We start from the raw sequence: 23,902 nt of genomic DNA on the forward strand, positions 1-23,902 counted from the left end.
CCCCCCCCCGCCGACGGGTCGTCGGCGAACAGCACCACCGGCAGCGTGTGCCGATGCTCGCGGGCCGCGCGAACGATGGCCGTCCCGGTGGCCCCGTCGAACGCGCCGGTGACGACGACCGCTCCGACGGCGGCGGCGTCGAGTTCGGCGCGGCAGCCTTCGACGGTGGCGACCGGGGTGACCGGGACGTCGTCCAGTTCGGCCGTCAACGTCGAGACGACCGTCTCTGCGCCGGCGCTCGTCGGGTCCGGGGTGGCGTAGAGGACGCTGGATTCGGTCACGGCTGGCTCGGTACGGATACCTGCCCCCACGAGACACCACCACAAAAATCCGGCGGGGATGCGGTCCGCACACTCGGCGACACGGTCGGCCGCGGACGACGCGGCGGACAGCCACGGTTTCCTGTACGCGAGATTATCTCCGTGTGAGCCATACACACACCGTGGCTTCTCAGTCAGTCACGACACCGCGGTCGGTCCCGAGCGGTCGAGACCTGGCGAGTCGCGGCGTCGCCGCCATCCTGTTCGCCATCGTCGCCGTCGCCCTCGGGCGCGGGGTAGCCGGGGCGCTGCTGGGCGTCCCCGACGGATTCGACCCGCTGTCGTGGCCCTCGCTCGTCGGCGTCGCGACGCTGGCCGGCGTCTGTGGGTCGGTCGCGTTCACCGTCCTCGCCCGGACGACCGCGCGTCCCGAACGCTGGTTCGTCCGCGTCGCGGTCGCCGTGCTGGTACTGTCGTTCGTCCCGCTGGCGGTCGTCGGACCGACGATACCGGGAGCGACGACGGAACTGCTCGCCGTGCTCGGCGCGATGCACGTCGCCGTCGCGGTGGGCGTGACGGTGCCACTGGTTCGCACACCTGCCCCGTCCACTGAAGTCGAGACCGCGAGTAGCGGGGACTGATGGAGTCATCCGAACACGCCGCTATCGGCGCTGTCGTCAGTGCCGTCGGCGTCCTGTCGCTTCGTGATTGCTCGCTCGAGACGCGGCTCGCACTGTTCGGCTACGGACTACTGGTGAGCGTGTTCATCGACCTCGACCACTTCGCCTGGGCACGGCTCCAGGAGGGCGACTGGTCGCACCTCACCCGCGCCGTGACGAACCCGAAGTGGGCGTTCGTCGAGCAGGACGACGTGTTCGAGGGCGTCGAAATCGACTTCCAGCGACTGCTCTCGCACGTCGTCATCGGCGGCGTGACGACACTCGCGTTCTGGCTGTTCTCGCCGGCAATCGCCGTCTACAACGCCGTGGTCGTCTACGCCCACGTCCTCGCGGACCTGCTGCGAGAGTCGAGGCTGGCCTGAGCGAGCAGCGAAGAAAGTGGCAGTGAGTCGGCTCAGTACGTCGTCGAGGTGACGGTCGTCCCCGAGTCGTCGGTGACGGTGACGGTGTCGCCGCCGTTGTTCCAGACGGGACCGCTGGCCGACCAGTAGAGGTCGGTCGCGGTGTCGCTGCCGCTCCCGGTGTGGAGCGTCACCTGCGCGCCCTCGGGGAGCGAGAACGACGGGAACGTGTAGGTCTTACCGACCGCGTCGGCGACCTGCCAGTTCGTCAGGTCGAGCGCGGCGGTGCCGACGTTCTCGAAGACGACGTACTCGTCGTTCATGTTGTCGCGGTCGTTGCCCTGGGCGTCCTCGTGGATCTGGGCGATGGCGAGTTCGCCGGTTCCGGAGTCGCCGCCACTGTCGCCACCGTCGGGGTAGGTGTACTCGTCGACGACTGCGCCGCTCGCGTCTGAAAGCGTCGCCGTGTCGCCACCGTTGTTCCACAGCGGCGACCCGTTGCCCCAGTAGAGGTCGGTCGCGGTGTCGCTGCCGCTGCCGGTGTGGACCGTCACGGTCGCACCCGCATCGAGCGTGAACGTCGGGAACGTGTAGACGTGGTCCGCGGCGTCCGAGAGCGTCCACCCCGTGAGGTCGGCGCTCGCTGTCCCGGTGTTGTCGAGGACGACGTACTCGTCGTTCAGGTTGCTCCCGTCGTTGCCGGCGGCGTCGTAGTTGACCGTCGCGACGGTGACGCCGTCGCCCGACCCACCCGTGTCACCGCCGCCGTCGTTCGTGTCGCTGTACGCCGAGAACAGCGAGAACGAGGTGTCGAACGCCGTCGTGACCGGCACCGACGAGTCACCGTTCACGTTGCTGGAGGCGTCGGTGACGCTGTCGGCGTTGAGTCGGAGGTCGGAGCCGAGCGCACTGGCGACGGCGTTGAGGTTGTCCCGCGGTCCGGAGAACACCTCACCGCTACCGAGCAGGACGACCGCACCGCCCGCGTCGCGGAACGCCGCGAGCGCGTCGAGTTCGGCCTGCGTGAACGCCTCGGGCGGGGTCGTCACGAGGACTGCCCGCGCCCCCGAGAGGTCCGTGGTGTCGAGGTCGTTGACCTGTTCGAAGCCCAGACCGACGCCTTCGAGGTAGCGCTTGTAGTAGGCGGCGTCCTCGACCGAGAGCGCGTAGTCCGCGCCGAACTGCCCGTGGCCGCCGTCGACGTAGACGTCGCCCGTCCGGTCGGTCAGCGAGTCGAGGAGGTTCGTCAGGAAGACGAAGTTCTCGTAGCCGCTGGTGTCGACGGCGTAGCCCTCCCCGGACTCGTAGGACTCGTCGACGAACGGCGACCCGACCATCGCCACGCTCGCGGCGGTGTCGAGGGCCGCCAGCGGCAGGTCGCCGCTGTAGGACTGCCCGCCGCTGTAGACGGTCTGACTCGCGGTCGACTCGGCGCTGACCGGGACGCGCGAGGTGTCGACAGCGCCCGAATCGGTCCGGACGGTCGCGGGCGCGGGGAAGAACAGGTCGTCGACGGTGCGGTTGCGAATCTCGCTGGACGCCGAGGGGTCGGACGCCGACCAGAGTCCGAGGTCCGCGTCGCGGGCGGCCTGTTCTTCGGCGCGGAACTCGTCGTGCCGGGAGAGGCCGGAGTCGTAGACGCGGGTGTAGCCGTCGGTGACGATCTCGCGGTTGTACAGCGTGTCGCGCGACCCGGAGCCGTCGCCGTCGTAGTAGAGATAGGCGAGGACGCGACCGTAGGTGTCCCGCGTCGGCTCTTCGGGGTCGAACACGACGTCGACCGTCGTGTTCGAGAGGCGCGCCTTCGCGTAGTCGGTCGCCTGCTGACCGTAGTCGGCGAGCGTCGTCAGGTCCTCGATACCCTCCCACTCCTGGGTGCGCTCGTACTGCTGGTTGGCGGACTTCTCGGGCGTGTCGATGCCGAGCAGTCGGACCGACTCGACGGTGCCGTCGATCTCGACCTTCGCGGTGTCGCCGTCGAGCACCTCCGTGACGGGCGCGGCGTACGTCTTCGACTTGTCGAGTTCGAGGCCCGGTCGGTCCGCGAAGTAGTCGAACGACGTGTCGAAGTTCGTCGTCGTCGGCTGGTAGGTCGCCCCGGCGTTGTTCGTCGCGTCCGTCACCTGGTCGTCGTTGAACCGGAAGCCAGCGCCGACGGCGTCGGCGACGGCGTTGGCGTTGGCCGTCTCGTCGTAGTCGGAGTAGTCGGCCTGGTCGTGGAGGAAGAGGACGCCACCGCCGGCGACGAAACTCGACAGCGCGTCGAGTTCGCTCCCCGTGAACGCCGTACTCGGCGAGGTGACGACCGCGGCGTCGGCGTCCGACAGGTTACCGACGAGGTCCGAGGTCCCCTTCACGAGGTAGCCGTTGGACTCCGCGTAGTCCTCGAACTTCGCGACCTGCGAGAGGTCGTAGTACTGACCGTGACCCGAGTCCCAGTACACCGTCCCCGACCCGCCCAGCAGGTCGTCCCAGACGTTGAGCAGGAACTCCTCGTTGCCGGACTGCCAGTCGGTGCCGCCCGCGACGAGCGGACACCCGATGCCGACGACCCCGCCGTCGACCGCGACCAGCGGTATGTCCGTCGAACTCGGGTACGAGACGGCGTCCCCGTTGCCGTCCGCGTCCGTGTTCGTCGCCGTCGACTCCGCCCACACCGCGACGGTGTCGTCTGTCAGCGTGCCCCCCGAGGCGTCGAGCAGGCTCGCCGTCGAGTCGAACACCAGCGGCGGAACGGTCGTCGCCGCCTCGACGCGCCCCACCGCGTCGGTCCCCACGAGTTTGCTCCCGAGTGCTGTCCCCGCGACCGTCGAAAGGAACGTGCGTCGTTGCACACCACACCACCAGCGTGTTTGTTACATAATGCTTCGTATTTCTTCTATAGAACTGTCGGAGATAATCAAAGTTGCACAGGACTGCATTGAGAACCGGTGGCGAGCGTCGTTCCGGACCGTCGCCGAGGGGTCGCGACGGAGCAGTGGCTCTCGAACCGAGAACGAGTGGTCGGGAAGTGGTGGGTCACCGACCCGTCTGTCGGGCGACCCGCGCTACTCGCCCAGCAACCGGGCGACGATGCGCTCGGGGTCGAACCGTTCGAGGTCCTCGTACCCCTGGCCCGTTCCGAGGAACAGGATGGGCTTGCCCGTCACGTGGGCGATGGAGATGGCCGCGCCACCCTGCGAGTCGGCGTCGGCCTTCGTGAGGATGGCCCCGTCGATGGCCGCTGCCTCGTTGAACTGGCGGGCGCGCTGGGTCGCGTCCTGTCCGGCGACGGCCTCGTCGACGAACACCGTCATGTCCGGGTCGACGACGCGGTCGATCTTCTCCAACTGGCTCATCAGGTCGTTCGAGGTGTGGAGTCGCCCGGCGGTGTCGCCGAGGACGACGTCCACGTCGTTCGCTTTCGCGTACTCGACGGCGTCGTAGATGACCGCCGCCGGGTCCCCACCCTGCTGGTGGGTGATGATCTTCCGGTCGAGCGCCTCGGCGTGTTCGCGCAGTTGCTCGTTCGCCCCCGCGCGGTAGGTGTCGCCGTTGGCGAGCACCGAGGAGACGCCACGCTGTTCGAACCACTCCGACAGTTTGGCGATGCTCGTCGTCTTCCCGACGCCGTTGACGCCGGTGAAGATGATGACCATCGGCTTGTCGGCCTGCTCGACGCGCCGTTCGAAGTCGAACTGGCCGACGCTGATGACGTCGACGAGCGCCTCGCGCAACGCGGACTCGACGACCTGCCCGGTCGACTGGACCTGGGCGCGGGTCGTCCCCTCGACCTCCTCGCGGATGGTCTCGAGAATCTGCTGGGCGACGCTCATCTCCACGTCCGAAGAGAGCAGCGCCAGCTCCAGCTGTTCGAGCGGTTCGTCGAGGTGTTCGGGCCGGATGATGACGCCACCCGTCGCGAACGCCTTCGCACGCTGACCGAAGCCGGCCTTGAAGTCGTCGCGCTCCTCCTCGGTCGACCGGGAGGTCTCACCCGGCCGCGCCGGGGCCGACTCCGACGTCTCGCTGACGGACTGGTCGGTGTCGGCGTGTGCGTCGACCGTCGCTGCGGTGTCGACCGACTCCTCACCGACGGGTTCGGAGTCGGACTCGGGGCTGGGGTCCGCCTCGGTGACGGCCTCCGTCCCCGAGGTCGCACCGCCGGGTTCGGACGGCGCGTCCGGCTCCGGCGACGTGTCTGCCTCGGCAGGGGCGTCGGCGTCGGCTGCCGCGTCCGCCTCGGCGTCGGCTGCCGCGTCCGCCTCGGCGTCGGCTGCCTGCGCTTCCTCCTCGGCCGCCTCCTCGGCGGCTTCCTCGGCGTCCTTGCGGAACCGGCCGAGCTTCTCCTTCAGTCCGTCGAACATCGCTTACTCGTCGTCGCCGTCGTCTTGCTGCTGCATCTGCTGCTGGAGCTGTTGCATCTGCTGTTGTTGCATCTGCTGGGCCTGCTGTTCGAGCTGGTCGCTCTCGGCTTCGAGTTCGGCGATATCCTCCTGGACGCCCGCGATACGCTCGTCGAGCAGGTCCTTCCGGCGGTTGAGGCTCTCGACGGCCCCGTTCTGGTCGCGCTCGGCGGCGTAGCCACCGCCCAGTTCGACGACGATCTCGTCGATGTCGGCGACCTCGGCGCGGACGTACGCGCCGCCGCCCAGCGGCACCTGCACGGTGTCGCCGGAGTCGAGACGCTCGACGGCCTCGATGGCCTCGTCGGCCTCGCCCTTCTCGGTCTCGAACTCCGAGATCTCCTCTTCGAGGGACTCGATCTCCTGCTCGATAGCCTGCATCTGCTGCTGAAGCTCCTGCATCTGACCGCCGCCGCCACCACCCAGACTCATGCTTCGATCTCGCTGATCTCGACCTGGGTGCGCTTCAGGCCGTGTTTCGAACCGAAGTCGGCGAGCGTGTGCTCGCGGGCGACCGACTCGTTGACCGCGTCGATGGTCTTGGAGAACTCCTCCCATCCGTCGCGGCCCTGGAACCGGCCGCTCACAGTAAACTGACTCATACGCCACGATGCGGTGGCGAGCGGGAAGAAAGTTCCTGTTCCGGGGTCAGTACCCCGGGAGGCTCGCTCAGTCGATGAAGCCGAGCGCGTCCTCGATGCGCCCGAGTTCCGGCCCGGTCGTCTCCTGACCGCAGACGTAGCCGGTCGTGTTCGCGACGAGTCCCGACCCGACCAGCGGCGCACCGTAGTTGATGGTGCCGATGTCGGCGGGGACGTCGAGGTGGTCTTCGAGGTAGTCGAGTTCGCCGTCGGTCGCCTTCGGGTGACAGAGCACGCCGTCGTTCGTCGCGACGGCGGCCGTCCCGTCGGTCCGGACGGTGGCGATCTCGCCACGCTCGACGGGGACGTCGAGCGCGTCCTTGACGGCCATCACGGCCTCTCGCGAGAGGTCGGGGTGGACGTACGCGCCGTAGTCGTTCGCGAGCACGACGTTGCCCGCGGCGTTGATGCGCCCCGGGAACGTCTCGACGGGGACGTCCGTGGCGTCCTCGATGCGCTCGCGTTCGTAGTCCTCGATGCGGCCGCTGACGAGCAGGGCGTTCTCGTTGCCGACGGCGAGTGCGCCGACGGTCGAGGAGCCACCGATGGTCGTCTCGACGGGTGTGACGTCGAGTTCCTCGGCGAACGACGCGACGAGGTCGTCGTCGGCGTCCGGTCTCACCAGTAGGCAGTCGTCGGTCGCACACGCGAAGACGCCGACGTACGAGGACCCGAAGAGTGCCGCGCGAAGCACGCCTACGCCGTCTCGACTTCGACGACGCGCTCGCCGTCCTCTTCGAAGCGGGCCGCACGAACGCGCAGTTTGCTCGGCGGGTTCTTCCGACCGCGTTTCCAGACGGCCTCGTTGACCGAGCTGTCGAGGCGGACCTCGCCCGTCTCGACGGCGAACTGCTTGGCGAGGTGCTCACGGACGAGCGTCATCGCCTTGTCGGCGCGCTTGTGTTTCGGTTCGGCCTTGACGTCACGGAGCGGGACGGTGACGACGCGCTCCTCGAAGTCGTTGGCGCTCATTCGTCCGTGTCACTCCGCCGCCAGTTGCGGCGCTTCGGGTTTCGCATCGTGTCGCGGTCGGTCTTCATGATGACCCACGCCGGCACGCGACTGTTCTGGCGCTCCAGCTTGGCCAAGCGCTTCTTCTTGGCCTTGGACTTCTTGCTCATACTGGCAGGGAGTTCCGCCGGCGAGCATAAATGGTTGTTCCTTTGTCCGGCAGACCGTGACGGTCTCGCGTACGGTGGTTCGGGACCTCACAACGCCGCCAGACAGTCGTCCACCGCGTCGCGGAGCGCCCGCTCACGTGGGTCGTCCCAGAGGTGTGTCCCCATCCGGTTGGGCGCGTAGGCGAAGCCGAGGGCACGTGCGGGGTCGGCGAACGCGAACGACCCGCCCGCTCCCGGCGCGCCGAACGCCGCTGGACTCCCGAACGCGAACCCCTCGGTAGGCTTCCAGAACCCCGCGGTGTAGGCGGTGTCGGTCTTCAGGACCACGTCGCGAGCGCCACCGGACGGTGGCCGGGCGGGCCGCCGGAGTTCGGCCACCGTCTCCTCGTCCAGTCCGACCGATGCGGGGTCGCTCGCCAGCAGGCCGTAGAGGCGGGCGACGTCCCGAACCCGTCCGACGCCGGTCCCCGCGGGAACCTCCAGCGAGCGGTACGCGGGGTCGTTCAACTCCGCCGGCGAGGACATCGCGAACGGACTGAGCGCCCGACTCGACAGCGACCGTGGGTTCGCCAGCGCGAGCAGCAGACGAGGCGGGAACGTGTCGACGCTCGTCAGGAGGTCGGTGAGACCGAACCCCTCGATGGCGGCGACACGCTCTTCGGCCACGTCGTCGGGGAGCCCGACGTAGAACTCGACGTCGAGCGGCGCGGCGAGTTCCTCGGCGAAGTACCGACCGAGCGTCCGTCCCTCGGGGTCCGTCCGCTGGAGCAGTTCGCTCTCGTACCAGCCGAGCGACCAGGCGTGGTAGCCGTGACGCTCGCCCGGCGGCCAGTCCGGGCGTTTCCCGGCGAGGAGCGTCGTCAGGTTCTCCCGGTCGGCGATGCGCTCGGGCGTCAGCGTCTCGTCGATGGCGGCGACGCCGGCCCGGTGGGCGAGCAGTTGACGGACGGTAACCTCTCGCTTCCCGGCGACGCCGAACGACGGCCAGTGGTCGGCCACCCGGTCGTCGTAGTCGAACAGCCCCTGCGCGTGGGCGTGGGCCATCGTCGTCGCGGCGACGCCCTTGGTCGTCGAGAAGACGAGCACGAGCGTGTCCGCGGCCCACGGCTCGGTTCGGTCGGCGTCCCGGTAGCCGCCCCAGAGGTCGACGACGCACTCGCCACGGTGGTAGACGGCGCAGGCCGCGCCGAGTTCGCCGCGTCGGGCGACGTTCTCGCGGAACGCGGCGAGGACCGGTTCGAACCCGTCGGCGACGGTGCCACGGATGGGGGCTGTCCGGGTGACCATGCGCGGTAGTTCGTCGCGGTCGACATATCGTTACGGGAGTGGTGCCCCACGCCCACCGCCACATCGCTCACACCAGCGTCAACGGCACCATCAACAACACGCCCGCCGTCACGCCCGCGGCGAGTTCGGGGTAGCCCCGCGAGGGCAACCCCTCGCCGACGTCCAGCGCCTCGGGGATGAACTCCGAGAGCACGAGGTAGATCATCGCGCCCGCCGCGAACCCGAAGCCGACCGGGAGGAACTCCCGGGCGATACGGACGAAGTAGAACGCGACGACCGCACCGATGGGCTGTGGGAGACTGGAGAAGACGGCCCACCACACCATCCGCCAGCGCGAGACGCCCATCGCCTGGAGCGGGATGGAGATAGCCAGCCCTTCGGGGACGTTGTGGATGGAGATGGCGACGGTCATGAACACCGCGAGCAACGGGACGGTGACGCCCACCACCGGTATCCCGCCGTTCCCCAGTCCCAGTTCGGCGAACGAGACGCCGATGGCGACGCCCTCGGGGAACGAGTGGACCGTCAACACGCCGAGGATGAGCAGCAGTTTGCGGTAGTCGGCCTCCTCGTACTGTTTGGGGTCGACCTCGGCCCCCTCGATGACGTCGTGGGCGAGGACGACCAGCAGGACGCCGGCGAGCAGGCCGACGACGAGCGGGAGCCACGTCCGGGCGGTCGGCGACAGACCGAGGTCGACGGGGAGCGTCCACGGTTCGGCCGCCGCCAACCCCTCGCCGACGAGACCGAACAGCGAGGCGGCGACCATGATTCCCGACGCCAACCCCCACAGCACGACGTTCCACCGGTCGGACACCGAGTCGACGACGAAAAAGGGGAGCGCCCCGACACCCGTCGCCAGCGCGGTGACCAACCCGGCGAGGAAGACGAACGCGAGATAGGCCAGTTCGACCACGGACGCGGTAGGCGTCGAGCGACCATAAACGTATCAGAAACGCGATAAGTTTTGGCGGGCCTAAACCACGGGCGGTGGCGAATCGGTCCACTGCTCTCAGAGCGAGAACGTGGCGACCGACTCGTACCGCGCCCCTTCGTTCGTGAGCGTGCTCTCGGTGAGCTGGACCGCGTCGACGTGCAGCGCCGTGGTTCCGGTGTCTGTTCCGGCGACCGCTCGCTGGACGCGCTCTTTCTCGGCGGCGTGGTCCATCCGCGCGAGCGTCACGTGCGGGGTGAACGCGTGGTCGTCGGGGTCGAACCCCAGGTCGGTCGTCGCACGCTCGACGGCGGTCGCGAGTCGCGTGAGCTCCGCCGCGCCGTCCTCGACACCCAGCCAGACGACCGCGATGTAGTCTCCCCCGGGGAACGTCCCGTAGCCCCCGAGCGTGCAGTCGAACGGGTCGACGCCGCTCGACGCGACGGCCCCGTCGAGCGCGGTGACGAGCGTGTCGAGTTCGGCGTCCTCGTCGGGCACGTCGCCGAGGAACTGGAGCGTGACGTGGGCCTGGGCGGGGTCGGTGAGTCGAAGTCCGTCGAGTCCCCGAAACGGCTCCTGGGCGCGTCGAATCGCCTCGCTCGCCGCCGAACAGTCGACGCTGACGAACGCGCGCATGAGTAACCCGGAGGTTCGGGTGCGTAGCCCTTAACCCTGCCAGTCGCCAAACCCGGCCATGACCGACGGTTCGGACCGCGACGACCGCGACGCGGGAGACGGCGAGCGCCGCCCCCACCGGTTCTCCGAAGGGCAGGGGTTCGAGGACCCCTACGAGGGGTTCGACCTCGACCCGCCGGAACTCGACGTCGACCTCTCGAAGGTCGACCCGGTGGACTCCCGGGCGCTGACGGACATGCTCGACGAACGGCAGGTACCCAGCGACGCCGTCGACGCCGACCAACTGGTCGACGTCGGCCTGGAGTACATCCAGATCAACCGCTACGAGCAGGCGACCGAGACGCTCGAACGCGCCGCTCGCCTCACCGACGACGACGGCACCGCCCAGGAGGCGTGGGTGAACAAGGGCGCGGCCCACGCCGAACTGGAGGAGTACGACGAGGCCATCGGCGCGTACCGCGAGGCGCTGCACATCGACGACGACTCCGAGCACGCCGCCACCGCCGAGACGAACCTCGCGTACGCGCTGTGGGAGGCCGGACGCACCGAACAGGCGCTCGAACACGCCGAACGCGCCGTCGAGGTCGACCCCCGATTCGGCCAGGCGTGGTACAACCGCGGGTTCTTCCTCGCCGAACGCGGCCTCAACCAGGACGCGGTGAACTGCCTGGACAACGCCATCCGCCTCGGCTTCAACAACCCCGAAGTGCTCGAGGAGAAGGCCGCCGCCCTCGAACAGTTGGGCGAGGAGGAGGAAGCCGAGCGCATCGCCGAGGAAGCAGAAGAGATACGGAAGCGCGCCGAACAGCGACTGGTAGAGTAGATGCTGCTGACAGAACGCGAAACCAACGAAGGGTTGCTCGTCTCGGTGTGTGACCGCGACGTGCTCGGCGAGACGTTCGAGGCCGGGGAGTTCTCGCTCACCGTCGAGGAGGAGTTCTACGCCGAGGACGCCGCCGAGGCCGACGAGGAGGCCGTCGCCGGCGCGCTCGCGCGTGCTGCCGTCGCCAACATCGTCGGACGCGAAGCCGTCGAGGTCGCCGTCGAACACGGGTTCGTCGACGAGTCGACCGTCCTCGACCTCGGCGAGACCCGCCACGCACAGCTCCTGCGGCTGTAACGGGCCGACCGTCCTCCCGTCCCCTCACACGCCGGGTAGCTGCGCGGCTCGTGCGTCGTGACGCTCCCCACTCGTTCCCATCGTCCGTTCACGGCTCGTCTCACTCGCCGTTCGCCGGTAGTTCTCGCTCACTCCGTTCGCTCCGAACCACGCTAACCGAAGGTGTGTTACCCCACGAGCACCGACGGATAGCCAATGAGTACACAGGACACGACCCCGCTCGACGTCGAGCGTATCCGCGACGAGTTCCCCATCCTCTCGCGCCGTGTCGGCGGTGACGTGACGACGCCCGGCGAGGGACCGGGCGACGAGACGCCGCTGGTCTACCTGGACAACGCCGCGACGAGCCAGACACCCGACCGCGTCGTCGACACCATCGCCGACTACTACCGCTCGTACAACGCGAACGTCCACCGGGGTATCCACAGCCTGAGTCAGGAGGCCAGCGTCGCCTACGAGGAGGCCCACGACCGGGTCGCGGAGTTCGTCGGCGCGAACGGGCGCGAGGAGATCGTCTTCACGCCGGGTACCACCGAGGGGATGAACCTCGTGGCCTACGCGTGGGGCCTCGCAGAACTCGGTCCCGGCGACGAGGTGGTGCTCACGGAGATGGAACACCACGCCTCGCTGGTGACGTGGCAACAGCTCTGTAAGCGCACCGGCGCGGAGGTCAAGTACATCCCCGTCGACGAACAGGGCTACCTCGACATGGACGCTGCCGCCGAGATGGTCACCGACGACACGAAGATGGTCAGCGTCGTCCACGTCTCGAACACGCTCGGGACGGTCAACCCCATCGCCGACCTCGCGGACCTCGCCCACGACCACGACGCCTACGTGTTCGTCGACGCCGCCCAGTCGGTCCCGAACCGACCCGTCGACGTCGACGACCTGGGGGCGGACTTCCTCGCGTTCTCGGGCCACAAGATGTGCGGGCCTACGGGCATCGGCGCGCTGTACGGCCGCGAGCACATCCTGGAGGAGATGCAGCCGTACCTCTACGGCGGCGACATGATCCGCAAGGTCACCTACGAGGACTCGACGTGGGAGGACCTCCCTTGGAAGTTCGAGGCCGGCACGCCGAACATCGCCGGTGGCATCGCGCTCGCCGAAGCGTGTGACTACCTCGACGAGGTCGGCCTCGAACGCATCGAGACCCACGAACGAATGCTCACGGCGTACGCCTACGACCGCCTGACCGAGTTCGACGACGTCGAGGTGTACGGCCCGCCGGGCGACGACCGCGGGGGACTGGTCGCGTTCAACCTCGACGGCGTCCACGCTCACGACCTCTCCTCGATAGTCAACGACCACGGCGTCGCCATCCGCGCCGGCGACCACTGCACCCAGCCGCTCCACCAGAAGATGGGCGTCCCCGCCTCCGTCCGGGCGTCGTTCTACCTCTACAACACCCGCGAGGAGGTCGACGTGCTCGTCGACGCCGTCGACGACGCCCGACGGCTGTTCGCGTAGTCGCCCCGAACCGGGGCGTCCCCCACCAGACGTAGCTTCACCCGTCCACACTCCGACCCCGGAGAGCGCACGACGACTTCTGGACGACACCCTGGTCGTCGATGCCACGGCTCGCCGCCTCGTGTGCGTCACGCTCACAAATCGAACGCTCATGAACGTATTTACTCGATAAGTAGTAAATCTTAAACTCGGCTCTCGGCTACCGCTGTTGTGACCGTTGTACTACGCGCCAACCGAACAGCAGTAGCACAGGTTCGACGATGATGTGGCAGGACGTGGTGTTCCTCGCGGGGAGCGTCTTCTCGCTGGTCGTGTTGGTTCCGACGCTCCGCGACTCGATGGCCAGCGTCCCGCTCGGGACAACCCTCCCCTCCGCGACCATCGGCCTCGTCTACGGGACGACGTTCTTCACGCTCGGTATGGAGCTCTCGGCCGCCGGGTCGCTCCTGACGGGCGTCATGTGGAGCCTCATCGCCTACCTCCGTTCGCCACACCGTTTCAACGACGACCACTCCGGGGCCGCCGGCCGAACACACGCCGCCGGGTCGGACGCACACGCCGCCAGCGCCGACTGACCGCGCGACCGACTCGCTGCCGAACTCACTCCTCCGAGCGCTCACCCCCGAGCAGTCGCCACGTCGCCAGCGCACCGCCCGCGAGCGCCGTGAACGCGCCGAACCCGGGGCCGCTCCCGCCGGTCGTCCCGTCGGTCGCGGTCGTCGCCGTCGTGTTCGAGGTGGCCGCCGCCGTGGACGGTCGCGGCGTGTCGGTCCCCGCCTGCGTCGAGACGGAGGTGCTCGTCGCGGGCGTCTCCTCGGTCGTCGGGGCGGTCGTCGTCACCGAAGCGTCGACGGCGACCGGCGTCCGCGTCGCCGCCGGCGACGTGTCGGCGTCGGCGGGCGGGTCCGTGAACGTGTACAGCCCCGCGTTCTGTGGGGGTTCGCCGCGCTCCTCGGCGACGCCGAGGTTCGGAGCGACGAACCCGCCCGCGACCGGGACCGCGTCGAAGAAGTTCGCCTCGGACGGGTCGGCCCACCCCGCGAGCAACCCGGGACTGGCGGGGTCGGCGACGTCGTACGCCCGGACGCCGTCGAGATACCACGAGGTGTACAGGCGGTCGCCGCGGAACGCGCAGTTGTGGGCCGTGGTGAGCGTCTTCCCGCTCTCGGCGTCCGGAGCCGAGGGCGCGAGGATGGCTCGTCGGCGGGCGGTGTCGAGGGTCGGGACCGCCTCCTCGCCCTCGACGAGACCGGATTCGAGGTCAGAGACGTCCCACAGCGTCACGCCGCCCATCCCCTCGACGCCCTCGCCGAACGCCTCGTGACTGACGGCGAGCAGGCCGTCGTCGTTCAACGCGGCGTTGTGGGCGTTGCCGGGCGGGTTCAACAGGGCTCGACGAGTCTCCGACCGCGGGAGGTTGCGGAGTTCCTCCAGCGGCCGGCCACCGATACGCGCGATGGTCGACGGGGTGGCGGGGTCGCTCACGTCGAGCACCCACGTCCCGGTCTCCCAGTAGGAGGCGTACAGTCGCTCGCCGTCGACCGTCAGGTCGTGGCAGTTCCGGAGGTTCGAGTCCAACATCGACAGGCGGTCGGCGGCGTCGACGGGCGACCAGTCGGTCACCTTCTTCGCCTCGCCGCCGTCGTCCATCTCGACGACGACGACCGGTTCGTCGTGGCGGCCGCTGCCGGTGAGGTACGCCGTCGTCCCGTCGAGAGCGACGTTGTGGACGCCGTGGTCGGCCTCGTAGAACGAGACGAGTTCGGGGTCGTCAGGCGTGGAGACGTCGAACAGCGCCGCCCCCTGGAGGTCGGTCTGACTGGGACCGGCCGGCCCGGCGACGAGCACGTTCGACCCCGAGCACTCGACGTCCCAGATACCCGACAGCGGACCGTCCTCGTGGTCCGCACGGATGGAGCGGCGCTCCGCGAGCAGTTCCGGCGACGCGAGGTCCGAGACGTCCGCGACGGCGAACCCGTCGCCGGTCGCGACGAACACCGTCTCGCCGTCGTCGGCGACGGCGGTGTCCTGGGTTCCCGGAATCGCGAGCGTGCCGGTCGGACCGAACGCGTCGCCCTGCGAGCGGGCCGCCACGCGGCCGGAGACTGCGCCACCGGCGGTGCCGACGGCGGCCAGCGACCCGACAGCGGTCAAGAGCGCTCTGCGACGCATTCACCGCACCTCGGCCGGGTGGTCGTGGTCGTGCGGTCGGTCGAACGAACGTGGAGGAGCCATCATTCCTTCGTACAGTCACTACTGATAACTAATAACTCCACCCGTGAGTGAAAGGTGGCTCTGAGCGACCGCCCGGAACCGTTTTCCCCCGGACTCTCGTAACGTCGCCAACGATGGGACTCGGCTCGGACATGTATCGGCAGCAGATACTGGACCACTACAAGAACCCGCGGAACTACGGCGAACTCGAGGACGCGACGTTCTCCCACGTCGGCGAGAACCCGACGTGTGGGGACACCATCAAGGTGGACGTGCGCCTCGCCGACGACGGCGAGACCATCGAACGGGTCGCGTTCTCCGGTGACGGCTGTGCCATCTCGCAGGCCAGCGCGAGCCTCCTCACCCAGGAGTTACCGGGGCTGACGCTCTCTGAACTCGACGCGATGGACCGCGACGATATCGTCGACATGCTGGGCGTCGACATCTCGCCGATGCGCATCAAGTGTGCCGTCCTCGCCGAGAAGGTCGCTCAGGACGGCGCGAAGATACACACCGGCGAACTCGAGATCGACCGGACGAAGACCGAGGAGTAGTCGGGCAGTTCTCTCGCGGTGGTTCTCGGACCGGGAGCGACGGCTACGGGAGAGACGACGACCCGAGTGGTCGACACTCGGCGACGAGCACGAAACAGGAAACGGGCGGGGACGAACCCGCGAGCATGAAGCGGGTCGTTCGGCGCGCTATTCGGGCTTCAGACCCTCGCCGGTGACGCGCATGACGGCCTCGCCGTCGGGGAGGTTCGGCGCGTCGACGAGTTTGACGATGCGTTTGTTGCCCTTCGACTTCCGGAGGTACATCCGGAACGTCGACTTGTGGCCCAGGATGTTCCCACCGATGGGCTTCGTGGGGTCGCCGAAGAACGCGTCGGGGTTCGACTGGACCTGGTTCGTGACGACGACCGCGGCGTTGTAGAGGTTGCCGACGCGGTCGAGGTCGTGGAGGTGTTTGTTGAGCTTCTGCTGACGGTTCGCGAGTTCGCCACGACCGACGTACTCCGCACGGAAGTGAGCGGTCAGCGAGTCGACACAGAGCAGTCGGACGGGGAACTCGCTGTCCTCGTACTCGCTGGCGATCTCCTGGGCTTTCTCGGCCAGGAGGATCTGGTGGTTGGAGTTGAACGCCTTCGCGACGTGAATCTTGTCGAGGAACGACTGGAGCAGTTCGTCGCGTGCCTCTTCGTCGTCGATGGAGCCTTCGATTTCGCGCTGGTCCATCGCGGCCTGGAGCACGTCGTCTTCGAGACCGAACAGCATCTCCTCGATACGCTCGGGACGGAACGTGTCCTCGGAGTCGATGAAGATGACGCTGCCGCCGAGCCCACCCTGTTCGGGCGGGAGCTGGACGTTCACCGAGAGCTGGTGGGTGATCTGGGACTTGCCGGCCCCGAACTCGCCGTACACCTCGGTGATGGACTGGGTCTCGACGCCCCCGCCGAGCATCTCGTCGACCTCCGGGATGAGCCACTCGAGCTTGCCGATGCGTTCGCGGCGCTGGAGCACCTGCGAACCGGTCTCGAACCCGCCGATGTCGGCGGCTTCACGGGCGGCCTGGATGATGTCGTGAGCGGTCGACTCGCCCACGTCGGCGGTGTTCGACAGTTCGGCGGGGGAGGCGACGGCGATGCCCTGATAGGACTCGTAGCCGTTCTCCTTGAGCTTCTCTGCGGTCGCCGGACCCACGCCGGGGAGGTTCTCGAGGTCTGCTGGTCCTGCCATGGACGTGGCTTGCGCTCCTCCGGGTATAAACCCTCGTTAACAGCACACTGAAAGTGAAACCGCCAGACTGCGCGTGTGTGATTTCCCACGTCTCCGAGAGTGTATCAGGGAAGCGAGTGCAGTCGACTCCTTGGAGACCGACTCGGACGAGGAAGTCGAGCGAGTGAAAGTGAACGGTCGATGCCGAGCGATGAGCGAACGGGAGGAGTCGGACCGCGGAGTCTCAGGGCATGTCGAGGGCGGCCCCGGTGAGGGCGAGGATGCCGAACACGCCCGCGACCGTCAGCACGCTCTCGGAGACACCGACGGTGGCCGGACCGAGTGACTCGACGACGACCAGCACGACGCCGACGAGCGTCTGGAGCGGTCTGCCGGCCATCCGCCGCGGAGCCAGGCGGGCGGTGAGCGCGAGGCCACCGAGGACGTCTCGGAGGCGCGTCAGTCCACCCGAGGGGTCGGGCGACTCGGCGGACTCGAACTGGTCGAACGTCGGCAGGGGGACGCGTTCGACCCGTCCGGTGTGGACGCGCGCGCCGGTCTCGTCGCCGACCGCGAGCAGGGTGACGCGGTCGGCGTCGCTGCCGACGACGCGGTAGACGCCCGCGGGGAGCGTCTCGGCGTCGGCGGGAACGCGGACGTGGTCGTAGGGGGCGACCATCTACCCCCACGGGCGGCCGTCACCCTCGGGCCACAGCGGGTACCAGTACTCCTTCTCCGCTTCGACCGTGAGTTCGCCGTCGAGCACGCTCTCCAGTTTGAACTCGACGGCGCTGTCGCGCTCGTGGCCCCCGGAGGGCGCGAACGGGTAGAACGCGCCGCGGCGGAACGAGTACACCCAGTAGACGACCTGCCCCTCGCTGGCGGGGCCAGCACCCGGTCCCGTCGTCGCCTTCTCGAAGCTGAACAGCGCGGCGAGCAGTCGCGAGCCGAACCCCTGCTCGACGAACGTGTCCGCCGCGAAGTGGATACTCGTCACGAGGTCCTCGAAGTCGTCGTCTTCGAGCACGACCCACTGGTAGCCGTGACTGTCGCCGACGAAGCGTGCCCGTGTCCCCGTCTCTATCTCGCCGGCTTCGAGGATGGCCTCCACCTCCTCCATCGTCTCGGCGAACGCCGTCGAGTCGACGTTCGAGAAACAGAGCGCCGCCTCGCCGGTCGGGTCGTACCGGAGGTCGGCCTGCATCGTCATGTGCGCCGTACTCATCCCGAACAGGTCCTCCGGCGACGCCGCTCGGGTGGCGTCGGTCTCGGCGCTGATACCCAGCGCCGAGCGGAGGGAGTCGAAGATGCCCATACGCCGGCTACGCTCGCCGGTGTCTTAGAGCCACACGACTCGCGCGTCGGCGAAACGGACGAGAGGAGACGGGGTCGGTGGACCGTTCAGGCGAGTTCCTGTTCGAGCGCACGGAGGCGCTCGACGCGCTTCTCGGTGCTCGGGTGGGTGCTGAAGATGCGCCCGATGAATCCGCTCCTGATGGGGATGATGAAGAACGCATTCATCTCCGCCTGCTCGCGCATGTCGTCCTGTGGGACGCGGTCCATCTGACCCGATATCTTCAGCAGGGCCGAGGCGAGCGCAGCGGGGTTGCCGGTGATGACCGCCCCGCCGCGGTCGGCGGAGTACTCGCGGTAGCGACTGAGCGCCCGGATGAGGACGAACGACACCACCCAGACGACCAGCGAGGCGACGATGGCGACGATGACGCCGCCGTTCTCGCGCCGACCGCCGCCGAACCACCAGCCGAAGCGGACGACGAGGAACGCGAGCGTCGAGAGGAACGACGCGATGGTCATCACCATCACGTCGCGGTTCTTGATGTGGGCGAGTTCGTGGGCGAGCACGCCCTCCAACTCCTCCTCGGTCAGCGTGTTCATGATGCCCGTCGTCACCGCGACGGCCGAGTTGCTCGGCGAACGTCCCGTCGCGAACGCGTTCGGGACGCGCGAGTCGGCGACGGCGACCTTCGGTTTCGGGACGTCGGCCTGCTGGCTCAGCCGCGAGAGCATCGCGTGCAGTTCGGGGTACTCCTCTTCGGAGACTTCGCTGGCACCCATCGAGTACAGCGCCAGCTTGTCGCTGAAGAAGAACTGCCCGAGCGAGAACAGCCCCATGAACACGACCATGATGGCCAGTCCCGCGTACTGGAACAGTATCGCCGCGAAGACGATGTAGAGGGCGAAGAGCAGGAACATGGTGAGCACCATCCGCCCACGCAGTCCCCAGTCGGGTTTCCACTCCATACACACGTATTGGAGACCGGAGAGTTAAACGTCACCGTCGGCGACCGGTGGTCAGATACCGAGGCGTCGTCGTCGGCTGGGTCAGTCGTCGGCGGCCTGCTCGACCGCCCGGCGCTGGTCGTCGTGGAGGAGACACGCGGCCGCCCACCCCGCGTCGGTCTCCTGGAGGTCGGGGTGGGTCCGTTCACAGGGCGTCACGAACGCCTCGTCGAGCCGTTCGCGGGCGCAGTCGTGGTTGCCGTCGACCTCGGCCGCCAGCGCCTCGGCGAGAACCCGCTCGGCGTCGGCGTCGGTCAGTTCGGCGGGGACGCCGAACTCCTCGCGGACGCCGGCCGCGAGCGTCTCGTCGTCGGGCGCGTCGGCCCCGTCGGTCTCGGTGTGGGCCGTCCGGACCGTCTCGAGGTCGAGCGGCTCCCGGTGGAGTCGTTGCCGGAGGTCCTGGACGGCCCGCCACTCGCGCTGGTCGAAGTCGTAGTCCGACGGCGGGATGACCTCCGGACAGCGCGTGTGGAACCGACACCCTTCGGGGGGGTTCGCCGGGCTGGGTACGTCCCCCGAGAGCGTCACGGACTCGCCGCGACGGCGAGGGTCGGGCCGCGGGATGGACCCCAGCAGCGCCCGGGTGTAGGGGTGCTGAGGGTCGGTGAACAGCTGTTCGGTCGGCGCTATCTCGACTATCTCGCCGAGGTACATGACGGCGACGCGGTCGCACACCTCCCGGACGACGCCGAGGTTGTGGCTGATGAACAGCATCGCGAGGTCGAACTCGCGCTGGACGTCGTTCATCAGCTCCAGGATGTCCGCCTGGATGGAGACGTCGAGGGCGCTGACGGGTTCGTCGGCGACGAGCAGGTCGGGGTTCACGACCAGCGCGCGAGCCAGCGCGATGCGCTGTTTCTGCCCGCCGGAGAACTCGTGGGGGTAGCGGTCGACGTCCTCGGGCGAGAGACCGACCCGCCCGAGCAGGTCCTTCACGACGTTCCGGCGGCGCTGTCGGTCGGTGATGCCGTGGATGCGCAACGGTTCGGCGACCGACTCCCCGACGGTCATCCGCGGGTCGAAGCTCGCGGTGGGGTCCTGGAAGATCATCTGGGCGCGGCGACGGAACCGCTTCAGGTCGCGTTTCCCGTAGTCGGTGATGTCCTCGCCGTCGAACGACACCTCGCCGGCGGTCGGCTCCTCCAGACGCAGCAGGGAGGTGGCGACCGTCGACTTCCCACAGCCTGACTCGCCGACGATACCGAGGGTCTCGCCGGGACTGACCGCGAAGTCGACGCCGTCGACCGCCCGGACCCGACCGGTCTCGCGCTTCAGTACGCCCGAGGTTATCGGGTAGTGTTTCTGGAGCCCCTCGACGACCAGCAGCGGGCGGTCGCTCATCGGTCGCCCTCCGACCGCGACCGGCCGTTCGCTCGGGTCTCGGCGGACGTCGGCGGGTCACCACCGTCGACGCGGGTGGTCCCGTCGGCGGTCGCCCCCTCGCGGGCCGCAGCGAACCCGGTCTGGACCGTCGTCTCGTCGTACCCCTCGCCGTAGTAGACACACGAGACGCGCTGGTCGCTCCCGTCGACGGCGTGCAGCGGGGGTTGGTCGCCTGCGACGCAGTCGTCGACCGCGTGAGGACACCGGTCGGCGAACCGACAGCCCTCGGGCGGGTCGGTGACGCTCGGGAGCGACCCGCCGATGGAGAGCATCCGGTCGCCACGACCCGGGAGACACTCCAGCAGCGCCCGGGTGTAGGGGTGCGCTGGCGTCTCGAACACGTCGAAGACGTCCCCGCGTTCCATCACCTTCCCGGCGTACATGACGACGACGCGGTCGGCGATCTCCGCCACGACGCCGAGGTCGTGGGTGATGAACAGGATGGCCATGTCGAGGTCCCGCTGTATCTCCTTGAGCAGGTCGAGAATCTGGGCCTGGATGGTGACGTCGAGTGCGGTGGTCGGCTCGTCGGCGATGAGCAGGTCGGGGTCCGAAGCGAGCGCCATCGCGATGATGACCCGCTGTTTCATCCCCCCGGAGAACTCGTGGGGGTGGTCGTCGAACCGGTCGGCGGCGTCCGGGATTCCGACCCGGTCGAGGAGGTCGATGGCACGGTCGCGGGCGTCGGTCTTCGAGACGTCCTCGTGGAGTTGGATGGCCTCGACGATCTGCCAGCCCACGGTGTAGACGGGGTCGAGTGCGCTCTGGGGGTTCTGGAACACGTGGGCGATGTCCCCGCCACGGATGTGTCGGAGTGCCGCCGGTGGGGCCCGGACCACGTCGACGTAGCCCCGAGCTATCTCGTCGCCGTCTCGCTCCTCGACGACGACGAACTGGTCGTCGTCGCCGGCCGCGAGGTCGGCGGGAGAGTCGTCCGCGACGTCGAAGACGGCCGTGGGGAAGGCGTCGGCGAGTTCCCGGACCGTCTCCAGGTCCCGGAAGGCGATGGCCCCCTCGGGGATGGCACCGGGAGGCATCTGGATGATCTTGGTGATGGACTCGCTGGTGACGGTCTTGCCGGAGCCGGACTCCCCGACGATGCAGACCGTCTCGCCGCGGCGGACGTCGAAGTCGATACCGTCGACGGCGTGGACGACTCCGTCGCTCGTCCGAAACTGCGTGTGGAGGTCCTGAATCGCGAGCAGTCGGTCGTCCATGTGGATACGTGTCGGCTCTCGTGGAGGAGTATAAGGGTTGGTGTGACGACGACGCTCGCTTCAGCTATCAACGGAGAACCCGTCGCCGGGGGGAGGACGGGAAGTTGAAGAGAACGATGAGCAATCGGCGTTGGTTGAATATCCTCAAACGTATAAACGCGTCGGTGAGTGAAATCGAAATTTTAGCCCCGTTGAGCGTCCTAACGCCAACCACCACATCGTAAGACTAATAAAATGCTATACCTTTCCGAGGTAATATGTCACGTAATATCGAACGGCGTGATGACAACCGGCACAAGAAGATTGACCGGCGCGCCTGGCTCAAGGGGATCGGCGTCGCTGGTGCCGCTGCACTGGCAGGTTGTAGCTCCGGGGGGGACGGTGAGGACACTCCGGGCGGCAACGACACCCAGACCGACAGCACCGACACCAGCGACCCGCTGGGGACGACTCAGGGCACGAGCACCGACGACGGCAGCGAACTGCCAGAGGTCGGCGGCACGTACACCACGGCCATCGGCAACTCGCTCGGGACGCTCAACCCGCTGTACAACACCGAGAGCACGGCGGGCGGCGTCATCGGCTACGCCCTCGACGGGAGTTACGGCTTCAAGCCCGGCAGCGAGTACTTCCCGCGCATCTTCGACCTCAGCTCCGAGGACAACAAGACCTGGACGGCGACCATCCCCGAGGGGCTGACGTTCAGCGACCCCTACGGTGAGGTCACCGCCGAGGACTTCGTCTACCAGATCAACGAGGTCCAGAAGAGCGAGTGGGCAGGGACCGCCGACGCCGCGAGCTGGACCGAGGAGATGACCATCGAGGAGAAGAGCAAGTACGAGTTCACCATCGAACTGCCGCAGGTGAACCCGCTCTACCCCGCGTCGTACGACCCGTACATCTACCCCGTCCCGAAGGCCCTGATGGAGCCGTACGTCGAGGAGGAGGACGTCGAAGGGTTCCAGCAGGACGAAGAGCTGCTCAACCTCTCGTTCACCGGGAACCTGGGCGCGTACAAGCTCGAGGAGTGGGACAAGAACGCCAAGATCACGTTCACCCGCAACGAGGACTACTACCTGCGTAACGTCGACGGCATCGACAGGCGCTTCAGCAACGCGCCGTACTTCGAGAACCTCGAAGTTCGCGTCGTCCCCGAACAGTCCTCGCGGCTCGGTGCGCTGAAGAACGGCGAGATCGACACCGCCGGACTGCCGAAGAACCGCGTCAACGAGTTCAAGAACAACGACGGGACGTACGTCAACGTCGTCCCGCAGCCGTACAACCGTGTCATGGCGTACAACCACCGTGACAACGGCTGGACCACCGGGCCCGGGAACCTCTTCCGCAACAAGAAGTTCCGCCAGGGTATCGGCTGTGCCATCGACAAACAGGCCATCGCCGACGGCATCTACAACGGCTACGCGAAGCCCCACTACACGTGGCAGCCGGAGTGGTCGAAGTGGTACCCCGACAACGCCGACATCAAGCAGTTCGGCTCCGGCGACCTCTACGGCAAGGAGGCGACCCAGAGCCGCATCGAGGAGGCCATCTCGGACACCGACTACAGCTACGACGGCGACCAGCTCGTCAACCCCGACGGCAACCAGGTCGAACTGTCGCTGTACTACACGACGACCTCCAGCACGAACAAGTCCATCGCGCAGTTCGTCAAGCAGGAGTTCGCCAAGAACGCCGGTATCAACGTCAAGCTCGAGCAGATTCAGGGTACGACGTTCCGTGACAAGTACTGGGTCCAGGAGACCCCGGAGAACCCCGACGAGTACGAGTGGAGCAACGGCGGCTACAACGCCGGCCCCTACGAGGTCACCAGCTCCGAGTCGTGGGACATGTCCATCGTCTACGGGCTCAACACCTACCCGCTGAACCCGACGACCGCGGACGTGTTCTTCATGAAGGACTCGTACTACAACCCGTACGGCTACCAGCCCGAGTGGAACGCGAAGGAGCTGTTCAACCAGGCGTCGACCGCAGAGACCGAGGAGGACGTCCAGGAGGCGCTCACCGAGATCTTCGTCAACGTCGCCGACTCCCAGCCGATGGGGATGCTCGTCTTCGCCGACGACACCATCGGCTACCGGACGGGCATCGAAGGCCCCGAGGAGAACTTCTTCAACGGTTGGAACTTCTCGACCTGGTACCGCAACGAGTAGACCACCAGGTCGTCGCTCGGTTC

The 23,902-nt window shown here is 67.9% G+C and carries 26 protein-coding genes; 8 read left to right on the plus strand and 18 right to left on the minus strand.

Annotated features, from left to right (window positions below):
• On the minus strand, positions 1 to 281 hold a 281-nt coding region (locus M1L36_RS11270; protein WP_250873829.1), incomplete at its 3' end, for a hypothetical protein.
• A gap of 161 nt (positions 282 to 442) precedes the next feature.
• Here M1L36_RS11270 and M1L36_RS11275 point away from each other — a divergent pair.
• Together M1L36_RS11275 and M1L36_RS11280 are read left to right on the plus strand one after the other, a co-directional pair.
• Complete coding sequence (locus M1L36_RS11275) at positions 443 to 901, plus strand: DUF6069 family protein (RefSeq protein ID WP_250873830.1); 459 nt, start codon at positions 443 to 445, stop codon at positions 899 to 901.
• Positions 901 to 1,302, plus strand: a complete 402-nt coding sequence (locus tag M1L36_RS11280) for a hypothetical protein (protein WP_250873831.1) — start codon at positions 901 to 903, stop codon at positions 1,300 to 1,302. Before M1L36_RS11275 ends, M1L36_RS11280 begins: the two co-directional genes overlap by 1 nt.
• A 32-nt stretch (positions 1,303 to 1,334) precedes the next feature.
• Here M1L36_RS11280 and M1L36_RS11285 read toward each other — a convergent pair whose 3' ends face one another.
• The 10 genes from M1L36_RS11285 to thpR form a co-directional block, all read right to left on the minus strand.
• Positions 1,335 to 4,115 (minus strand): lamin tail domain-containing protein, encoded by a 2,781-nt coding sequence (locus M1L36_RS11285; protein ID WP_250873832.1) that lies wholly within the window; start codon positions 4,113 to 4,115, stop codon positions 1,335 to 1,337.
• 213 nt (positions 4,116 to 4,328) lie between these two features.
• On the minus strand, positions 4,329 to 5,627 hold the full coding sequence (gene ftsY / locus M1L36_RS11290) for a signal recognition particle-docking protein FtsY (protein ID WP_250873833.1): 1,299 nt from the start codon (positions 5,625 to 5,627) through the stop codon (positions 4,329 to 4,331).
• Between the two features lie 3 nt (positions 5,628 to 5,630).
• On the minus strand, positions 5,631 to 6,098 hold the full coding sequence (pfdA, locus tag M1L36_RS11295; protein WP_250873834.1) for a prefoldin subunit alpha: 468 nt from the start codon (positions 6,096 to 6,098) through the stop codon (positions 5,631 to 5,633).
• Positions 6,095 to 6,268, minus strand: coding sequence for a 50S ribosomal protein L18Ae (gene rpl18a / locus M1L36_RS11300; protein WP_250873835.1), 174 nt, complete (start codon positions 6,266 to 6,268; stop codon positions 6,095 to 6,097). Before rpl18a ends, pfdA begins: the two co-directional genes overlap by 4 nt.
• 67 nt (positions 6,269 to 6,335) lie before the next feature.
• Positions 6,336 to 7,001 carry a translation initiation factor IF-6 gene (locus M1L36_RS11305; protein ID WP_250873836.1) on the minus strand — a complete coding sequence of 222 codons (666 nt, stop codon included), beginning with the start codon at positions 6,999 to 7,001 and terminating at the stop codon, positions 6,336 to 6,338.
• A gap of 2 nt (positions 7,002 to 7,003) precedes the next feature.
• A complete protein-coding gene (locus M1L36_RS11310) occupies positions 7,004 to 7,279 on the minus strand; it encodes a 50S ribosomal protein L31e (protein ID WP_250873837.1) in 276 nt (91 codons plus the stop codon).
• Positions 7,276 to 7,428: a 50S ribosomal protein L39e gene (locus M1L36_RS11315; RefSeq protein ID WP_250873838.1), complete on the minus strand. Its 153-nt coding sequence runs from the start codon at positions 7,426 to 7,428 to the stop codon at positions 7,276 to 7,278. The genes M1L36_RS11310 and M1L36_RS11315 overlap by 4 nt, the downstream gene beginning before the upstream one ends.
• A gap of 87 nt (positions 7,429 to 7,515) precedes the next feature.
• On the minus strand, positions 7,516 to 8,715 hold the full coding sequence (locus M1L36_RS11320; protein ID WP_250873839.1) for a serine hydrolase domain-containing protein: 1,200 nt from the start codon (positions 8,713 to 8,715) through the stop codon (positions 7,516 to 7,518).
• A 67-nt stretch (positions 8,716 to 8,782) separates the two neighbouring features.
• Positions 8,783 to 9,631: a ZIP family metal transporter gene (locus M1L36_RS11325; RefSeq protein ID WP_250873840.1), complete on the minus strand. Its 849-nt coding sequence runs from the start codon at positions 9,629 to 9,631 to the stop codon at positions 8,783 to 8,785.
• A 96-nt stretch (positions 9,632 to 9,727) separates the two neighbouring features.
• On the minus strand, positions 9,728 to 10,285 hold the full coding sequence (thpR, locus tag M1L36_RS11330) for an RNA 2',3'-cyclic phosphodiesterase (RefSeq protein ID WP_250873841.1): 558 nt from the start codon (positions 10,283 to 10,285) through the stop codon (positions 9,728 to 9,730).
• A gap of 58 nt (positions 10,286 to 10,343) precedes the next feature.
• Between thpR and M1L36_RS11335 the strand changes: the two genes are divergently transcribed.
• The 4 genes from M1L36_RS11335 (at position 10,344) to M1L36_RS11350 (ending at position 13,453) form a co-directional block, all read left to right on the plus strand.
• Positions 10,344 to 11,108 carry a tetratricopeptide repeat protein gene (locus tag M1L36_RS11335; protein ID WP_250873842.1) on the plus strand — a complete coding sequence of 255 codons (765 nt, stop codon included), beginning with the start codon at positions 10,344 to 10,346 and terminating at the stop codon, positions 11,106 to 11,108.
• On the plus strand, positions 11,109 to 11,405 hold the full coding sequence (locus M1L36_RS11340) for a DUF424 domain-containing protein (protein WP_250873843.1): 297 nt from the start codon (positions 11,109 to 11,111) through the stop codon (positions 11,403 to 11,405). It abuts the gene before it with no gap.
• A gap of 195 nt (positions 11,406 to 11,600) precedes the next feature.
• Positions 11,601 to 12,878 (plus strand): aminotransferase class V-fold PLP-dependent enzyme, encoded by a 1,278-nt coding sequence (locus M1L36_RS11345; protein WP_250873844.1) that lies wholly within the window; start codon positions 11,601 to 11,603, stop codon positions 12,876 to 12,878.
• A gap of 260 nt (positions 12,879 to 13,138) precedes the next feature.
• Complete coding sequence (locus M1L36_RS11350; RefSeq protein ID WP_250873845.1) at positions 13,139 to 13,453, plus strand: hypothetical protein; 315 nt, start codon at positions 13,139 to 13,141, stop codon at positions 13,451 to 13,453.
• 25 nt (positions 13,454 to 13,478) lie between these two features.
• On the opposite strand, the gene M1L36_RS11355 is transcribed toward M1L36_RS11350, so the two are convergent.
• Positions 13,479 to 15,050 (minus strand): LVIVD repeat-containing protein, encoded by a 1,572-nt coding sequence (locus tag M1L36_RS11355; RefSeq protein WP_250873846.1) that lies wholly within the window; start codon positions 15,048 to 15,050, stop codon positions 13,479 to 13,481.
• Positions 15,051 to 15,226: 176 nt separating this feature from the next.
• On the opposite strand from M1L36_RS11355, the gene M1L36_RS11360 reads away from it, so the two are divergent.
• On the plus strand, positions 15,227 to 15,646 hold the full coding sequence (locus tag M1L36_RS11360) for an iron-sulfur cluster assembly scaffold protein (protein WP_250873847.1): 420 nt from the start codon (positions 15,227 to 15,229) through the stop codon (positions 15,644 to 15,646).
• Between the two features lie 147 nt (positions 15,647 to 15,793).
• Here M1L36_RS11360 and radA read toward each other — a convergent pair whose 3' ends face one another.
• The 6 genes from radA to M1L36_RS11390 form a co-directional block, all read right to left on the minus strand.
• On the minus strand, positions 15,794 to 16,828 hold the full coding sequence (gene radA, locus M1L36_RS11365) for a DNA repair and recombination protein RadA (RefSeq protein WP_250873848.1): 1,035 nt from the start codon (positions 16,826 to 16,828) through the stop codon (positions 15,794 to 15,796).
• 223 nt (positions 16,829 to 17,051) lie between these two features.
• A complete protein-coding gene (locus M1L36_RS11370; protein ID WP_250873849.1) occupies positions 17,052 to 17,486 on the minus strand; it encodes a hypothetical protein in 435 nt (144 codons plus the stop codon).
• The gene (gene pspAB, locus M1L36_RS11375) at positions 17,487 to 18,122 is read right to left on the minus strand and encodes a PspA-associated protein PspAB (protein WP_250873850.1); all 636 of its coding nucleotides are present in this window, start codon (positions 18,120 to 18,122) and stop codon (positions 17,487 to 17,489) included. It abuts the gene before it with no gap.
• Positions 18,123 to 18,208: 86 nt separating this feature from the next.
• A complete protein-coding gene (htpX, locus tag M1L36_RS11380; protein WP_250873851.1) occupies positions 18,209 to 19,069 on the minus strand; it encodes a zinc metalloprotease HtpX in 861 nt (286 codons plus the stop codon).
• A gap of 81 nt (positions 19,070 to 19,150) precedes the next feature.
• Entirely contained in the window at positions 19,151 to 20,449 is a 1,299-nt protein-coding gene (locus tag M1L36_RS11385; RefSeq protein WP_250873852.1) for an ABC transporter ATP-binding protein, read from the minus strand.
• Positions 20,446 to 21,708 (minus strand): ABC transporter ATP-binding protein, encoded by a 1,263-nt coding sequence (locus M1L36_RS11390; protein WP_250873853.1) that lies wholly within the window; start codon positions 21,706 to 21,708, stop codon positions 20,446 to 20,448. The genes M1L36_RS11385 and M1L36_RS11390 overlap by 4 nt, the downstream gene beginning before the upstream one ends.
• 257 nt (positions 21,709 to 21,965) lie before the next feature.
• On the opposite strand from M1L36_RS11390, the gene M1L36_RS11395 reads away from it, so the two are divergent.
• Entirely contained in the window at positions 21,966 to 23,879 is a 1,914-nt protein-coding gene (locus M1L36_RS11395; protein ID WP_250873854.1) for an ABC transporter substrate-binding protein, read from the plus strand.
• The last annotated feature ends 23 nt before the right edge of the window (positions 23,880 to 23,902 follow it).

The organism is Halomarina rubra (assembly GCF_023699475.1).
Lineage (GTDB): Archaea > Halobacteriota > Halobacteria > Halobacteriales > Haloarculaceae > Halomarina > Halomarina rubra.

Bases quoted from the DNA above. Each gene is read 5' to 3' on its own strand.
- pspAB (WP_250873850.1), bottom strand. From the start codon at position 18,122: ATGGGCATCTTCGACTCCCTCCGCTCGGCGCTGGGTATCAGCGCCGAG.
- pfdA (WP_250873834.1), bottom strand. From the start codon at position 6,098: ATGAGTCTGGGTGGTGGCGGCGGCGGTCAGATGCAGGAGCTTCAGCAG.
- M1L36_RS11335 (WP_250873842.1), top strand. From the start codon at position 10,344: ATGACCGACGGTTCGGACCGCGACGACCGCGACGCGGGAGACGGCGAG.
- M1L36_RS11280 (WP_250873831.1), top strand. From the start codon at position 901: ATGGAGTCATCCGAACACGCCGCTATCGGCGCTGTCGTCAGTGCCGTC.
- M1L36_RS11390 (WP_250873853.1), bottom strand. From the start codon at position 21,708: ATGGACGACCGACTGCTCGCGATTCAGGACCTCCACACGCAGTTTCGG.
- M1L36_RS11320 (WP_250873839.1), bottom strand. From the start codon at position 8,715: ATGGTCACCCGGACAGCCCCCATCCGTGGCACCGTCGCCGACGGGTTC.
- radA (WP_250873848.1), bottom strand. From the start codon at position 16,828: ATGGCAGGACCAGCAGACCTCGAGAACCTCCCCGGCGTGGGTCCGGCG.
- M1L36_RS11315 (WP_250873838.1), bottom strand. From the start codon at position 7,428: ATGAGCAAGAAGTCCAAGGCCAAGAAGAAGCGCTTGGCCAAGCTGGAG.
- M1L36_RS11345 (WP_250873844.1), top strand. From the start codon at position 11,601: ATGAGTACACAGGACACGACCCCGCTCGACGTCGAGCGTATCCGCGAC.
- M1L36_RS11385 (WP_250873852.1), bottom strand. From the start codon at position 20,449: ATGAGCGACCGCCCGCTGCTGGTCGTCGAGGGGCTCCAGAAACACTAC.
- ftsY (WP_250873833.1), bottom strand. From the start codon at position 5,627: ATGTTCGACGGACTGAAGGAGAAGCTCGGCCGGTTCCGCAAGGACGCC.
- rpl18a (WP_250873835.1), bottom strand. From the start codon at position 6,268: ATGAGTCAGTTTACTGTGAGCGGCCGGTTCCAGGGCCGCGACGGATGG.
- M1L36_RS11355 (WP_250873846.1), bottom strand. From the start codon at position 15,050: ATGCGTCGCAGAGCGCTCTTGACCGCTGTCGGGTCGCTGGCCGCCGTC.
- thpR (WP_250873841.1), bottom strand. From the start codon at position 10,285: ATGCGCGCGTTCGTCAGCGTCGACTGTTCGGCGGCGAGCGAGGCGATT.
- M1L36_RS11360 (WP_250873847.1), top strand. From the start codon at position 15,227: ATGGGACTCGGCTCGGACATGTATCGGCAGCAGATACTGGACCACTAC.
- M1L36_RS11370 (WP_250873849.1), bottom strand. From the start codon at position 17,486: ATGGTCGCCCCCTACGACCACGTCCGCGTTCCCGCCGACGCCGAGACG.
- M1L36_RS11310 (WP_250873837.1), bottom strand. From the start codon at position 7,279: ATGAGCGCCAACGACTTCGAGGAGCGCGTCGTCACCGTCCCGCTCCGT.
- M1L36_RS11350 (WP_250873845.1), top strand. From the start codon at position 13,139: ATGATGTGGCAGGACGTGGTGTTCCTCGCGGGGAGCGTCTTCTCGCTG.
- htpX (WP_250873851.1), bottom strand. From the start codon at position 19,069: ATGGAGTGGAAACCCGACTGGGGACTGCGTGGGCGGATGGTGCTCACC.
- M1L36_RS11395 (WP_250873854.1), top strand. From the start codon at position 21,966: ATGTCACGTAATATCGAACGGCGTGATGACAACCGGCACAAGAAGATT.
- M1L36_RS11340 (WP_250873843.1), top strand. From the start codon at position 11,109: ATGCTGCTGACAGAACGCGAAACCAACGAAGGGTTGCTCGTCTCGGTG.